Source organism: Streptomyces sp. NPDC051183 (genome assembly GCF_040682455.1).
Lineage (GTDB): Bacteria > Actinomycetota > Actinomycetes > Streptomycetales > Streptomycetaceae > Streptomyces.
Genome location: NZ_JBFBBA010000037.1, coordinates 43,445 through 57,606 on the forward strand (window position 1 = coordinate 43,445; position 14,162 = coordinate 57,606).

Annotated in this window: 13 protein-coding genes; 5 read left to right on the plus strand and 8 right to left on the minus strand. The window is 74.8% G+C overall.

The window, feature by feature from the left end:
• Window positions 1-48: 48 nt before the first annotated feature.
• A complete protein-coding gene (locus AB0M99_RS28345) occupies window positions 49-2,070 on the minus strand; it encodes an AAA family ATPase (protein ID WP_365925354.1) in 2,022 nt (673 codons plus the stop codon).
• Window positions 2,071-2,527: 457 nt separating this feature from the next.
• Here AB0M99_RS28345 and AB0M99_RS28350 point away from each other — a divergent pair, with 457 nt between their 5' ends.
• The gene (locus AB0M99_RS28350) at window positions 2,528-2,713 is read left to right on the plus strand and encodes a hypothetical protein (RefSeq protein WP_365925267.1); all 186 of its coding nucleotides are present in this window, start codon (window positions 2,528-2,530) and stop codon (window positions 2,711-2,713) included.
• An 83-nt stretch (window positions 2,714-2,796) separates the two neighbouring features.
• Window positions 2,797-3,672, plus strand: a complete 876-nt coding sequence (locus AB0M99_RS28355; protein ID WP_365925269.1) for a glycosyltransferase family 87 protein — start codon at window positions 2,797-2,799, stop codon at window positions 3,670-3,672.
• Here AB0M99_RS28355 and AB0M99_RS28360 read toward each other — a convergent pair.
• Entirely contained in the window at window positions 3,574-3,855 is a 282-nt protein-coding gene (locus AB0M99_RS28360; RefSeq protein ID WP_365925271.1) for a hypothetical protein, read from the minus strand. The two genes, AB0M99_RS28355 and AB0M99_RS28360, sit on opposite strands and share 99 nt — an antisense overlap.
• A gap of 32 nt (window positions 3,856-3,887) precedes the next feature.
• Complete coding sequence (locus AB0M99_RS28365) at window positions 3,888-5,531, minus strand: DNA repair helicase XPB (RefSeq protein WP_365925273.1); 1,644 nt, start codon at window positions 5,529-5,531, stop codon at window positions 3,888-3,890.
• 154 nt (window positions 5,532-5,685) lie between these two features.
• On the opposite strand from AB0M99_RS28365, the gene AB0M99_RS28370 reads away from it, so the two are divergent.
• Window positions 5,686-6,213, plus strand: coding sequence for an N-acetyltransferase (locus tag AB0M99_RS28370; protein WP_365925275.1), 528 nt, complete (start codon window positions 5,686-5,688; stop codon window positions 6,211-6,213).
• Here the strand turns inward: AB0M99_RS28370 and AB0M99_RS28375 are convergent.
• Both AB0M99_RS28375 and AB0M99_RS28380 read right to left on the minus strand, forming a co-directional pair.
• The gene (locus tag AB0M99_RS28375; RefSeq protein WP_365925277.1) at window positions 6,198-6,788 is read right to left on the minus strand and encodes a DUF4291 domain-containing protein; all 591 of its coding nucleotides are present in this window, start codon (window positions 6,786-6,788) and stop codon (window positions 6,198-6,200) included. The two genes, AB0M99_RS28370 and AB0M99_RS28375, sit on opposite strands and share 16 nt — an antisense overlap.
• Before the next feature lie 71 nt (window positions 6,789-6,859).
• Window positions 6,860-9,343, minus strand: a complete 2,484-nt coding sequence (locus tag AB0M99_RS28380) for a helicase C-terminal domain-containing protein (RefSeq protein WP_365925279.1) — start codon at window positions 9,341-9,343, stop codon at window positions 6,860-6,862.
• Between the two features lie 86 nt (window positions 9,344-9,429).
• On the opposite strand from AB0M99_RS28380, the gene AB0M99_RS28385 reads away from it, so the two are divergent.
• On the plus strand, window positions 9,430-10,464 hold the full coding sequence (locus AB0M99_RS28385) for a hypothetical protein (protein WP_365925282.1): 1,035 nt from the start codon (window positions 9,430-9,432) through the stop codon (window positions 10,462-10,464).
• A 61-nt stretch (window positions 10,465-10,525) separates the two neighbouring features.
• Here AB0M99_RS28385 and AB0M99_RS28390 read toward each other — a convergent pair whose 3' ends face one another.
• From AB0M99_RS28390 to AB0M99_RS28400, 3 genes are read right to left on the minus strand one after another with little or no spacing between them, the layout of a single operon-like run.
• A complete protein-coding gene (locus tag AB0M99_RS28390) occupies window positions 10,526-11,338 on the minus strand; it encodes an ABC transporter ATP-binding protein (protein ID WP_365925285.1) in 813 nt (270 codons plus the stop codon).
• Entirely contained in the window at window positions 11,335-12,378 is a 1,044-nt protein-coding gene (locus AB0M99_RS28395; protein ID WP_365925287.1) for an iron chelate uptake ABC transporter family permease subunit, read from the minus strand. Before AB0M99_RS28395 ends, AB0M99_RS28390 begins: the two co-directional genes overlap by 4 nt.
• Window positions 12,375-13,439 (minus strand): iron ABC transporter permease, encoded by a 1,065-nt coding sequence (locus AB0M99_RS28400; protein ID WP_365925289.1) that lies wholly within the window; start codon window positions 13,437-13,439, stop codon window positions 12,375-12,377. The genes AB0M99_RS28395 and AB0M99_RS28400 overlap by 4 nt, the downstream gene beginning before the upstream one ends.
• 72 nt (window positions 13,440-13,511) lie before the next feature.
• On the opposite strand from AB0M99_RS28400, the gene AB0M99_RS28405 reads away from it, so the two are divergent.
• On the plus strand, window positions 13,512-14,162 hold the full coding sequence (locus AB0M99_RS28405) for an HAD hydrolase-like protein (protein ID WP_365925291.1): 651 nt from the start codon (window positions 13,512-13,514) through the stop codon (window positions 14,160-14,162).

Below are 14,162 nucleotides of genomic sequence, written 5' to 3' on the forward strand. Positions count from 1 at the left end.
AGGCGCGGGGTCCGGGGCGGAGCACCGGGAAGCCCCGCGGCGGGGCCGTCAGGCCAGGGCCGGCGGGAGGGCGGCCGCGTGGAGCAGGGTCAGGCCCGAGACGGCTCGGGTCAGGCACACGTACAGGCGGCGCAGCCCGGTGCGTTCGTCGGGCTCGCCGTCCACGATCGCCGACGGCTCGTCCAGTACGACGTAGTCGTACTCCAGACCCTTCGCCAGCGAGGCCGGCACCAGCGTCAGCCGCGACTGCGCCGTCGTCTCCTCGCCCGGCTCCAGGTACGGCACGCCCGCCGCCACCAGCGCCTCGGCCAGCACCGGGATCCGCGCGTCCGCCGCGATCAGCCCGATCGAGCCCTCGTGCGCGAGCGAGGCCCGGCAGGCCTCCAGCGCCGCGGCCGTCAGGTCCCCCGCCTCCGCGACCGGCGAGACGACGAGCGAGCCCGGGGTCTCACGGACCGAGGAGACCGGGGCCAGACCCGGGGAAATCGCCGGCAGCAGCCGGGACGCGTACGCGATGACCTCGCGCGGCACGCGGAAACCGGCCGTCAGCTCCTCCAGCACCGCCTCCGGCTTGCCCAGGTGCGTCAGCGCCTCGTCCCAACTGCGCGTGGCCCACGGGGTGGTGCCCTGCGCGAGGTCGCCCAGCACCGTCGCCGAACCCGTCGTGCAGCGTCGCCCCACCGCCCGGTACTGCATCGGCGACAGGTCCTGCGCCTCGTCGAGGACGACGTGGCCGAGCGAATGCGTCCGCTCCACCAGGTCCGCCGCCTCGTCGATCAGCACCAGGTCCGCCGCCGACCACTTCGCCGACTTCACGCTGCGCGCCGGCTTATCCCACAGCAGCAGCTTCTGCTCGTCCTCGGACAGCACCCCCTGCGCGTGCGCCGCCAGGAACTCCGGGTCCGCCAGCAGCCGCAGCACCAGCTTCGCCGGCTCCACCGGCGGCCAGACCTCCTTGACGACCGCCTTGACCGCGGCGCTGCGCGCCACCGCGTCCTGCACGCGGTCGTCCGGGGCCTCGCCCGCCTGCTCCATCCGTACGAGGACCGCGTGCGCGATCCGCTGCGGCAGCGCGTCGCGCGCGGCGCCGTAGCGGATGTCGCGGTTCTGGAGCTCGGCGACGATCTCCTCCAGCTCGTACGCCGGCACCCGCCAGCGGCGCGAGCCGCGGACCACCATCAGCGGTTCGACGGGCAGGGTGACGTGCGAGCGGACCGCGCGGCGCAGCACCTGCGCCATCCGGGCGTCGCCCTTGACCACGGCGGTCGCGGCCGCGTCGGTGCCGCGGACCTCCAGGCCCGCGCGCGCGACCAGGTCGTCGACGGTGGCCTGCTTGACCTCCAGCTCGCCGAGCGCGGGCAGGACCTGCTCGATGTAGTGCAGGAAGGAACGGTTCGGCCCGATGACCAGCGTGCCCGTGCGGGCGAGGCGGTCGCGGTGCGCGTAGAGCAGGTACGCGACGCGGTGCAGGCCGACCGCCGTCTTCCCGGTGCCGGGGCCGCCCTGGACGCAGACGGACCCGGACAGGCCGGAGCGGACGATCTCGTCCTGCTCGGGCTGGATCGTCGCCACGATGTCGCGCATCGGGCCCACGCGCGGCCGCTCGATCTCCTGCTGGAGCAGCTTGCTGACGGCGGCCGCCTCGGAGGGGTCCGAGAGGTGCTCGTCCTCGTACGCCGTCAGCTCGCCGCCCGTGTAGCCGAAGCGGCGGCGCAGCGAGACGTCCTGCGGGTCGGTCTTGGAGGCCCGGTAGAACGGCTGGGAGACGGGCGCGCGCCAGTCGATCACCATCGGGTCGCCGTCGGCGTCGTGGACGTGCCGGCGGCCGATGTACAGCGGCCCATACAGCGGCCCATTAGCTGCCTCCGGCAGCGGGTGCTCGCCCTCGGCGCCCTCGGCGAGCTCCGCGCCCGGCGCGTGGAGGTAGTCGAGGCGGCCGAAGAAGAGCGGGGTGTGGGCGAGGTCGGCGAGCGCCTTGATGCGGTCGTCGATCTGGGCCTGGAGGACGATCGCGTTGACCCAGTTCGCGGTGACGTCGCGGATGTCGAGGGCCTCGACGTCCTCGCGCATGGCGCGCAGCGCGGAGCGCGAGGCGGACAGGTGCGCCCGCTCGCGGCCCAGGGGGTCGTTGTCCGGGGCGGCGGCGGGATCGGTGACGTGGGCGTGCGCGGGCACGGAACTGCCTCCTGCTGATCGTCTGTGTGATCGGTACGGCGCACTGCGGCGCGTACGGCGATCGGTACGGAACATGCCCGCCGGTTTCCGGCCGGTGGGCGGCTCTCCCCGGTGAGGCGAACGGGAGGCGGCAAGAGCGGAGATTGTAGTCACCGGGGCGGCGGCGCGCGAATGGATTACCGGGCCGGAAGTCCCGCGCCCACAGGCACCCGTACGGGGGTCATACCTGGGAGTGTCAGACCTGGGGCAGAGACCCTAGGGGCCGTCATGGTCCCGGAGTACTACCCGGGAGGGCCGCGGATTCCCTCCCCAGAGCGATGCGCGGGGCGCCGCGGAAACGCACCATGGATACATGAGCACCGCAACCTTCACCCCGGTCCAGGGTCGCCACGCGAGAGGCGCGACCGCCACCTCCGACCACCGCCCGCGCCACCGCGTCGGCAGCGTCCTGCACGCCGCCCGGGTCTTCGCCGCGACCGCCGTGAGCGTCGTCGTCCTGGGCGAGTACGCCGAGGACGCCGGCGTCATACGCCGCTGACCCGCGGCCGCCGCCCCGCGCGCGGTGGCCTGATACCGGCTGACCCCGACAAGGGGACGCCGTTGATCCACTAAGGTCACGCCGTGACCCGGAGCCCCGACCCCAGCCGCTCGCCGTCGCCTCTCGCCGGTGCGCTGGTCACGGGCTCGCTGCTCGCCCTGGGCGTGCTCTACGTCCTCCCGCGCATCCCGATGGCCGACGCCCTCGTCCACGGCTTCTCCGCCGCCGAATGGCGCCCGCCCGCCGCGTACCCGCCCTTCGCGGCGATCCTCTTCACGCCGGCCGCCTGGCTGCCGCTCGGCCTATTGAAGGCCGTCCTCGTCCTCGGCAACGCCGGCCTGCTCGCCCTGCTGATCCTGCTGTCCTGCCGCCTCGCGGGACTCCGGGCCCGGCCGGGCCCCGTCCTGGCCGCCACCCTCGCCGGGCTGTGGCTGGAGCCCGTGTTCCAGACCCCGCTGTCCGGGCAGATCAGCCTGGCGCTCGCCTGCCTGGTCCTGTGGGACCTGCGCCGACCCACCGCCGCCCTCGGCAAGGGCTTCGCCCTGGGCACCGCCGCCGGGATCACCCTGACCCCGGCGGTCCTCATCCCGTACCTGCTGATGACCGGCCGCATCCGGGCCGGCCTCACCGCCCTGGGCGCCTTCGCCGGCACCGGACTGCTCGGCCTGCTGGTCCTCCCGCAGGCCTCCGCCGAGTTCTGGTCCCGGCACCTGCCCGCAACCGGGCGGGCCCTGCTGCTGGACTGGCCGCACCTGTGGGTCTGGTCCGTCCCCCTGCTCACGGCCCTGCTCGCCCGGACCCCGCGCCGCCGCCGCGGCGGCACCGAAGGCGCCGCCCTCCCGGGCGTCCCGGCGCCGAGGTCACCCCTCCGGGAGGAGGGTGTCCGCGTCGCCGAAGACCCGCAGGACCACGAGCAGCAGACGCCCGCGCGACACCACGTACTCGGCCACGATCTGTGACGTGAGCCGGATCTCGCGGTCCTGCTCGCCCGCTCCTATCGGCCGAGACAGCTCGGTGTACGGATCACGGGCCAGGATTTCGAGCGCCTTGTCGAAGGAGGCGCGGCGCACGGGTTCCAGCCGGTCACGATCGCGACCCGCCGACTCGGTGAAGAGGACTTCGTAGATCTCCTGGTGCGCCATGCGGCAAGCGTAGTCCTCGGCCGCCGTGACCGTCAGTCGCTCGCCAGCAGCTCGTCCGCGTCCATGATCCGGTAGGCGTAGCCCTGTTCGGCCAGGAAGCGCTGGCGGTGCGCCGCGAAGTCCTGGTCGATCGTGTCGCGCGCGACGACCGAGTAGAACCGCGCCTCGTGGCCGTCCGCCTTCGGACGCAGCACGCGGCCCAGCCGCTGTGCCTCCTCCTGGCGGGAGCCGAAGGTGCCGGACACCTGGATGGCGACCGTGGCCTCGGGCAGGTCGATGGAGAAGTTCGCGACCTTCGACACGACCAGCACGCTGATCTCGCCCTCTCGGAAGGCGTTGAAGAGCTTCTCGCGCTGCGCGTTGGACGTCTCGCCCTTGATGACCGGCGCGTCCAGGTGTTCGCCGAGCTCGTCGAGCTGGTCGATGTACTGCCCGATGACCAGCGTCTGCTCGCCCTGGTGCTTGCGCACCAGCGCCTCGGTCACCTTCCGCTTCGTCGCCGTCGTCGCGCAGAACCGGTACTTCTCCTCCGTCTCCGCGGTCGCGTACGCGAGCCGCTCCGACTCGGTGAGGTTCACGCGGACCTCCACGCAGTCGGCGGGCGCGATGTAGCCCTGCGCCTCGATCTCCTTCCACGGGGCGTCGAACCGCTTCGGCCCGATCAGCGAGAAGACGTCCGACTCGCGGCCGTCCTCACGCACCAGCGTCGCGGTCAGACCGAGCCGCCGCCGGGCCTGGAGATCGGCGGTGAACTTGAACACCGGCGCCGGCAGCAGGTGCACCTCGTCGTAGACGATCAGGCCCCAGTCCCGGGAGTCGAACAGCTCCAGGTGCGGGTAGACACCCTTCCGCTTCGTCGTCAGGACCTGGTACGTGGCGATCGTGACGGGCCGGATCTCCTTGCGGGTGCCGGAGTACTCGCCGATCTCCTCCTCCGTCAGCGAGGTCCGCTTGACCAGTTCGTGCTTCCACTGGCGGGCCGACACGGTGTTCGTGACCAGGATCAGCGTGGTCGCCTTGGCCATCGCCATGGCGCCCGCGCCGACCAGCGTCTTGCCGGCGCCGCAGGGCAGTACGACCACGCCCGAGCCGCCGTGCCAGAACCCCTCGACGGCCTGCTGCTGGTACGGCCGCAGCGCCCAGCCGTCCTCGGCCAGATCGATCGGGTGCGCCTCGCCGTCGACGTACCCGGCGAGGTCCTCGGCCGGCCAGCCCAGCTTGAGCAGCGTCTGCTTGATCTGCCCGCGCTCGGAGGGGTGCACGGCCACGGTGTCGGCGTCGAGCCGGGCGCCGACGAGCGGGGTGATCCGCTTGGACCGCAGGATCTCCTCCAGCACCGGCCGGTCGGTGCTGGTCAGCACGAGCCCGTGCACGGGGTGCTTGGACAGGGTGAGACGGCCGTAGCGCGCCATGGTCTCGGCGACGTCGACGAGCAGCGCGTGCGGGACCGGGTAGCGGGAGAACTCGACGAGCGCGTCCACGACCTGCTCGGCGTCGTGCCCGGCCGCCCGCGCGTTCCACAGCCCGAGCGGGGTGATCCGGTACGTGTGGATGTGCTCGGGCGCCCGCTCCAGCTCGGCGAAGGGCGCGATGGCCCGCCGCGCGGCTCCGGCGAGCTCGTGGTCGACCTCCAGAAGGAGGGTTTTGTCGCTCTGGACGATGAGTGGCCCATTCACCTGGCGTGCGTCCCTTCCTGCATACGGCCGCCCGGACGCGGACGGCCAAACCTCCAGTCTGCCGTATCGCCCCGCGGGCGGGGCGGCTTCCGTGCCGGGCGGCTCCGCCGGAAAACCGGTGGAGGGCGGGCGGGGCGGTGCCTATGGTCCCGGCATGAGCGACGAGACCAACGCGACCAACGCGACCAACGCGACCGACGAGACCGACGAGAGCGGTACGACCACGGACCGGGCCGGCTTCGTGCCGGACGGGTTCGACGCACCGGGCGGGCTGGAGGCGGACGGCTTCCGGCTGGAGCCGCTCGGGCCCGAGCACAACGAGCGGGACCTCGCCGCCTGGAGCGGCAGCATCGCGCACATCCGGGCCACGCCCGGCTTCCTGAGGTCCTGGCCGCCCCTGGAGGGCATGTCCGCCGAGGAGAACCTGGCCGATCTGGTGCGCCACGCACGGGACTTCGCCGACCGGCGCGGGTTCACGTACAGCGTGCTGGAGGGCGAGGCGGACGTCATCGGGTGCCTGTACGTCTACCCCGCCAAGGAGGAGCCCGGGCGGGTGCACGTCAGCTCCTGGGTACGGGCCGACCGGGCGCACCTCGACGCCCCGCTGTACGAGGCCGTGTCCCGCTGGCTCCGCGAGGAGTGGCCCTTCGACGCCGACCGGGTCGACTACGCCCCCAGGTGAGCCAACGGGCCCGCGGGGTAGGGGGTCTCCACCGGCAGCAGGGCGCGCGCCGCCGCGTCCTCACCGGCGCGGATCAGGCCGTGGACCTCCCGGGCCAGGGGCGTCACGTCGCGGATGGAGACCGTCCACTCGTCGGCGTACGCGCGCGAGGCCGGCCCGGACAGGCCCAGCTGGAGCGAGCGGTACGGCAGCGGGTTCAGGTGCAGGTCGCGCTCCGGGTCCCACTGGACGCGGGCGGGCGCCTCGCGCAGGGACTCCTTCCAGGCGGCCTCGTCGGCGTGCACGCCGGACTCGTAGTGCGACAGGCAGGCCTCGCGCAGCGCCCGGTCGAAGCCCGCGCGGGTGATCTCGATCGCCAGCACCGTCTCCTGGTCGGCCTTCGCCGCCCAGCCGCAGCGGTACATCATCCACAGGAACGACGGCTTGATCCACGTCATCCGCTCCCGCTTCCAGGCCGCCGGGAAGCGGCCGTCCCGCGCGGCCGGCAGGCCGAGGTGGGGCCCGTACGCCTGGTAGACGGTGACGGTGGTGGCGGTGTGGGCGGCGCGGATCTGGCGGTTCGGTACCTCGTGCATGGGGTCAGCGTGCGGGCCGCCGGGGCGGGCCCGCCACCGCTTTTCGACCGCTACGTCTTCCGGCCACAGCCCTAGACCTGGTCCTCCGCCAGTTCCGCGACCCCGGTGATCCGGTGCAGCGGGTACGTGCGCACCTCGTCGGCCGTGTGGTCGTACCCGGTGACGAAGCCGCCCTCCACCCGCACCGGCGCGATGACCCGCTGGCTCGCCGCCCCGTCGGCGTTGACGTAGCCGATCCACACCGCCGAGCCGGTCAGCGCGGCCGCCTGCACCGTCGCCAGGGTCTCCGCCGCGCTGGTGCGCGGGAGTTCACCCGGCGCCGGGGCCGGGACCCCACTGCCGCCGGCGGGTTCCTTGCGCACGGCCGTCGCCGCCAGGTCGCCCGCGCGTACGGCCCGTACGGCAGCCCCCAGCAGCGTCACGTCCGGTACCGGCGGCCCGTCCGGCACCGGTACGGGGGCCGTCCGCCGCGGAGTGCGGTGCGCGTCGGCCCGCGCCACGAGCACGTCGCCCGTACGGGATTCCGCGGCCGGCGCGTACCCCATCGCCCGCAGCCCGTCGAGCAGCGCACCCGGGTCGGCCTGCGAGGCCAGCACGGTCGGGGCGAGGCGGCGCAGCCCCAGCCCGGCGGACCGCTTGTCGGCCAGGATCTCGTTCAGCATGCCGTCGTCGTCGCAGCGCACGTACGAGGAGGCCGCGCCGACCCGCAGGTGCCCGTGCCGCCGCGCCACGTCGTCGATCAGGTACGACAGCGGCTGCGGAACCGGGGTGCGGCTGTGCTCGGCGAGGAAGGCGTGCAGGTCGACGGCGGTGCGCCCGGCGTCCAGGGCCCGGCGCACCGAACCCGGCGTGAAGCGGTACACGGTGGCCCCGCCCTTGGACTCCACGTCGGCCAGCACGGCCAGCGTGTCGCCGAGCGGCCGGCGCAGCGGCCCGGGCGCCACGGCCGTCAGGTCGGCCTGCAGCAGTACGTGGTCCACCGGCTCGGGCAGCATCGGCCCGAGCAGCGGAGCCGGGTCGCGCTCCTCCAGCAGCGCGCGCCCGAACGCGGAGAGCGCGCCCCGGCCGGTGACGCCGAGGACCTCGGCCTCGGTCAGCGCCCACTGCGCGAGGCGGGCCCGCAGATCGCTCGTACCGCGCACCGGGCGCTCCCACGCGAGGCGGCCCTGGAGCGCGTCGGGGTCCGGGGAGCCGCCCTCGGGGAGCGCGGCGAGGAGTTCGAGGACGCGTCTGCGGACCTCGGGGGCGGCCGAGCGGTCCAGTTCCGGGCCGAGCACGGACAGCGTGCGGCCCTTGCTGTCCTGCTCGCCGACGAGCCCGGCGGTACGGGTCGCGGGCAGCCAGGCCGCGGCCAGCGCCGACCACCGCTCGGCGGGAGGCAGTTCGCACCAGTCGTCGAAGGCGGGGGTGGGCGCGTACCGCTCGTCCGCCTCGCCGTCGCTGGCCAGCAGCCCGGCCGCGTAGGCCAGTTCGATCCAGAACGCCGCCGACGGCTCGGTGGTGTCCAGGGCCGACGCCGCCCGCTTCAGATCGCGTACGGACAGCCCGCCGGCCCGGAGCACCGGCGGACCGGCGTGCTCCCAGGACTTCACCAGTTCCTCGACGGTGGACAGGGCGGCCAGCGCCTGCCCGGCCGCGTTCGCGTCCACAAGCTGTGGACGGTGCTCGCGGTGCGCGGACACCTGCGGCGCCACCGGCTCCGGGGTGCGGTGGGCGAGCCCGCCGCGCAGGTGCAGCGCCACCTCGCGGGGCAGTACGACGGTCCGCGCCGAGGCGGGCAGCAGCAGCCCCCGGTCGCGCAGCCAGCGCACGGGCGGGGTCGGGCTCGGGGTCACCTCCCCGTACGGCGGCCCCCACACGAGCCGGCCCAGCACCTGGTGGGCCTCGGCCGGAGCCTCGTCGAGCAGCGCCGACATCCGCGCGGGGTCGGTGAACAGCCCGGTCAGCGCGGTCACGGCGGACACGGCGTCGTGCGTGGCGGGCAGCCCGGCGGCCACCACGATCTCCTGGATCCGGGTCGGCGACATCCCGGCGGTGGCCTCGGCGACGGTCGGACCGAGCCCGGTGGGGGAGGGCCGCCCGGCCGACGGGGCGAGGAGCTCGCGGGCGGTGCGCACCAGGCGCAGCCGGTCCTCGTCACCCCAGACGAGGGCCTGGTCGCGCAGCACGCCCAGCGCCCGCGGGAGCGCGGCGCGGGCCGCGCTCTCCCCGGCGTACGACCCCTGGTGGCCCGTCAGCAGCGACTCCAGCACCGGGTACGGGCAGGGGTCCGGGGCGACCGCGAGGGCCTCGGCCGTCTGCAGGGCGAACCGGTCCAGGCGGTCCAGCGCCCGGACGACCGAGGCACGGGTGCCGGCCCGGGTCGCCAGCTGCGTCACGTCCCCCGGTACCGGGTTCAGCAGGTCCGGGCGCGCGTGCAGCAGGGCGGCGAGCGCCGCGTCGTCGCGGGCGCGCAGCGCCTCGGCGAGGGAGCGCGGGGCGCTTCCCGCAGTGCTCGGGTCAGGCACGGGCGTCGCCTCCTGGTCACGTCGGCCGGTTCGTCGGCCGGTCCCCATCCGGCCAACGGTATCCGCTGCGCCCTCGGCAGCTCCACGGGCGCACGCGCTACCTTCGGCTCAGGAGGTACGGGAGGAGCCGGGGCGTGGGGATCGAGAGCGACCATCTGGTCTACGAATATCTGAGCCGGGTCGGGGACTTGGCGCAGCGGCGGCAGCTGTCCTCGGGCGACCGGATGCGGCTGGTGGCGGGGTTGCGGGACGAGATCGACCGTCGGCGCGCCAAGTACGACCCGGAGACGCCGGCCGCGGTACGCCGGATCCTGGACCGGATCGGTACGCCGGAGGAGGTCCTGGACACGCTGGGCAACGCGCGGCCGGAGTCGCGGTCGGGCTCGGCGCCGGCGTCCGCCGCGGCCGCGTCGCAGGGGCCCGTGCCCCGGCCCGGTCCCGCGGTGCCGACCCAGCGCGGCCGGCGCCGGCCGGTGGTTCCCCCGCCGCGCCCCGCGGACACCGCGCCCGCGCCGCCGCACCTGGCCGGGCTCGACGAACTCGGCGCCTCCGGGACGGCGGAGCCCGACTGGTGGCGGGTCGCCCCGGGGCCGTACGGCGAGGGTCCGCAGGTCGAGGGCTTCGCGGGCGGGCTGGAGTTCCCGGACCTGTTCAAGGAACCGCCGGGGAAGGAACCGCCTTCGAAGGACGCGGCGGAGCCGGGCGCGGCGCCCGAGCCGGAGCCCGGCGGGGCCGCCGAGCGGCAGGGCCTCGTACGGTACTTGCGCGAGCGTCGGCGTGCGAAGGCCGCGGCCGCCGCCCCCGAACCGGAGCCGGCCGCCGCGGCGGCGCGGCCCAGGCCGCACGCGTTCCTGCTGCTGGCGGCCGTCGCGCTGGTGGCGGGCGCGGTCACCGGGTACTGGCTGCTCCTCGCCGCGGGCTGGCTGCTCGCCTACGCCTCGCGGGTGCTGGGGCCGGCCGAGCGGAAGTGGGTGGTCTTCGGGCTGCCCGGGGCGGTGTTCGCGAGTGCGGTGGTGTGGCTGTGGGGGCGGCTGAACGGCCGCTGGGGCGAGGCGCTGGCCGACGACGCGCTGGGCGAGGCCTTCCACGACATGTGGCCGTGGCTGGCCCGCGGCGCGGCCGTCGCCTCGGCGCTGTACCTCCTGTGGCGCTCCCGCCGCCGGGCCTGACCCATCGGCCGCCGGGCCGCCCGGCTGCCCGGCCGCCCGCCCGCCGGTACCCGGCTGCCAACTACCCGGCGGGCGACCACGGGGCCGACGGGACCACCAGGGGGGAGCCCGTCACCGGGTCCGGGATGACGACCGAGTCGAGGCCGAAGACCTCGCGGACCAGGTCCGCCGTCACCACCGACGCCGGCGGGCCCTCGGCCACCACGCGGCCCGACTTCATCGCGACGAGGTGGTCCGCGTACCGGGCGGCCTGGTTCAGGTCGTGCAGCACGGCCACCACCGTGCGCCCGCGGTCGTGGTTGAGGCGCCGGACCAGGTCCAGCACCTCCACCTGGTGGGCGATGTCGAGGAACGTCGTCGGCTCGTCGAGCAGCAGCAGGTCCGTGTCCTGCGCCAGCGCCATCGCGATCCACACCCGCTGGCGCTGCCCGCCCGACAGCGCGTCCACCGGACGGTCCGCCAGGTCCGCCACCGACGTACGGGCCATCGCCTCGACGACCGCCCGCTCGTCCGCCTCCGACCACTGCTGCCACCAGTGCTGGTGCGGCTGCCGGCCGCGGGCCACCAGGTCCGCGACCGTGATCGCCTCCGGGGCGACCGGGGACTGCGGGAGCAGCCCGATCGTCTGCGCGATCCTGCGCGTCGGCAGCGAGGACAGCGCCGCCCCGTCCAGCAGGACCGCACCCGACCGGGGCTTCAGCAGCCGCCCCAGAGCCCGCAGGGTCGTCGACTTGCCGCAGGCGTTCGGGCCGACGATCACCGTCACCTTCCCGTCGGGGACGGACAGGTCGAGGTCCTCCACGACCACCCGGTCCTCGTAGGCCAGCGTCAGCGCGCTCGCGGACAGCCGGCTGCGGCCGGTACTCGTGTTCACGCCTTGCCTCCAGTGCGGCTGCGTACGATCAGCCAGATCAGGTACGGGGCCCCGACGGCGGCCGTCAGCACGCCCACCGGGAGTTCGGTCGGGGACAGCAGCCGGCGCGCCAGCAGATCGCCGAGGACCACGATCACCGCACCCGTCAGCGCCGAGGACAGCAGCGGGATCTGCGCGGTCCGCGTCATCCGGCGGGCGATCTGCGGCGCCAGCAGCGCGACGAAGTCCACCGGCCCGGCCGCGCCCGTGGCGACCGAGGCCAGCACCACGCCCAGCGCGACCAGCCCGAGCCGGACCCGGCCCAGCCGCACGCCCAGGGCCGTCGCCGTGTCGTCGTCCAAGGAGACCGAGCGCTGCGCCCGCGCCGCCCACAGCACCCCCGGCAGCAGCGCCGCCAGCACCCACGCCAGCGGGCCCGCGACGTCCCAGCCGCGGCCGTTGAGGGATCCGGTCATCCAGATCTGCGCCTGCTGCGCCACCAGGTAGTCGCCCTTGGTCATCAGCAGGGTCGTCACCGACCGCAGGGCGATGGCGAAGCCGATGCCGATGAGCACGAAGCGCGTGGCGTGCAGCCCGCCCCGCCACGCGAAGACGTACACGAGGGCGGCCGCGACGATCCCGCCGAGCACCGACAGGTACGGGAGGACCGAGTACGAGGTCACGCCGAAGGTCAGCGCCGCCACCGTGACCGCGCTCGCGCCCTGGCTGATGCCGATGATGTCGGGGGAGGCCAGCGGGTTGCGGGCGACGGTCTGGATCAGCGCCCCGGCGATGCCGAAGGCCAGGCCGACCAGCAGGCCGACCGTCATCCGGGGCAGCCGCAGCGTGCCCACGACCAGCTCGTCGGGGGACGGCTGCCCGAGCAGCACCTTGACGACCTCGCCGGGGGAGACGAAGGACTCGCCCACCGACAGGTACACCACGCACACCGCGGCCAGCAGCGCCCCGAGGGACACCGCCACCGCCGCCGCCCGACGGTGCAGCAGGAAGGACCCCCGCCGGGCGCGGAGCAGCCCGTAGCCGTGCGGAACCGTGCTCACGCCGACACCGACTTCCGCCGCACCAGCGTGACCAGGAACGGCACCCCGATCAGCGCCGTCATCACCCCGGCCGGGACCTCGCCCGGCGGCACCACGACCCGCCCGATGACATCGGCGACCAGCAGCATCACCGGCCCGGTCAGCGCGGCCATCGGCAGCACCCAGCGGTGGTCGCCGCCGACCGCCGCCCGCGCGATGTGCGGGACGGCCAGCCCGATGAACGCGATCGGCCCGGCGGCCGCGACCCCGGCGCCGGTCAGCACGGTGGCCCCGAGCCCGCCGATCACGCGTACGGCGGCGATGTTCTGGCCGAGCCCCTTCGCCACGTCCTCGCCCAGCGCGAGCGCGTCCAGGCCGCGCGCCACGGACACCACCAGCACCGCGCCGACCAGCAGGAACGGCCAGATCTGGTGCACGACCCGGAAATCGCGCCCGGCCACCGAGCCGACCTGCCAGAAGCGGAACTCGTCCAGGGCCGAGGCCTTGGTCGTCAGGACGCCCATGGTGACGGAGACGAGCAGGGCGTTGATCGCGGCCCCGCCCAGCGCCAGCTTCACCGGCGTCGCACCGCCGCGCCCGCTGGACGCGACGGCGTACACGGCGACCGAGGCGACCGCGGCGCCGGCGAAGGCGAACCACACGTACCCGGTCAGGGTGTGCACGCCGGCGAAGGCGATGGCGCAGACGACCGCGACCCCGGCACCCTGGCTGATGCCGAGGATGCCGGGGTCGGCGATCGGGTTGCGGGTGAGGCCCTGGAGCGCGGTCCCGGCGAGTGCCAGGGCCGCGCCGACCATCAGGGCTATGAGCGTGCGCGGGACGCGCAGCGTACGGACGACTTCCGCGTCGGGGCCGCCCGCGCCGCGCAGCAGCGCGTCGAGGACCTCGCCGGGCGGGATGGAGCGGGCGCCCACCGCGAGGCTCAGGAGCACGGCGCACAGCAGCGCGGCGGATGCGACCGCCAGCCACGCGATGCGCCGGCCCGGGCGGGTCGGACGGGGCGTCAGGGCACGCCGTACGGGGGCGTCGGCGCCGGGGCCGTCGAGGGCGGGGGCTGACATGTCACCAAATTTCACTGTCCGGTAAGGCGAGGCTAAGTCTACGTTCCCGTCCTTCGTCCCCGGCTCGGCACAATGGCCGGTATGAGCCCCGAGAGCACCGCCACCCCGATCCTGACCGTCGGCTTCGACCTCGACATGACCCTCATCGACTCCCGGCCGGGCATCAAGGCTGCCTACCAGGCGCTTTCGGCCGAAACGGGTACGTTCATCGATGCCGACGAAGCCGTTACGCGGCTCGGTCCGCCGCTGGACGTGGAGCTCGCGAACTGGTTCCCGCAGGCGGAGGTCCCGGCCATGGCGGACCGCTACCGGGAGATCTATCCCACATACGCCATCGAGCCGACCCCGGCGATGCCCGGGGCCCGCGAGGCGATCGAGGCCGTCCGGGCGCTCGGCGGCCGCGCGATCGTGGTGACGGCGAAGCACGAACCGAACGCCAAGCTCCACCTCCAGCACCTCGGCATCGAGCCGGACGCGGTCATCGGCTGGCTGTGGGCGGAGGCCAAGGCGGGCGCGCTGCGCGAGCACGGCGCGCAGATCTACGTCGGCGACCACGTCGGCGACGTACGGGGCGCACGCGCGGCCGGCGCGCTGGCGGTGACGGTGCCGACGGGCCCGTGCCCGGAGCCCGAGCTGCGGGAGGCCGGCGCCGACGTGGTGCTGGCGGACCTCACGGAGCTGCCGGCCTGGCTGGCCGAGTACACCCGCGCGCAGCGGGCGTAG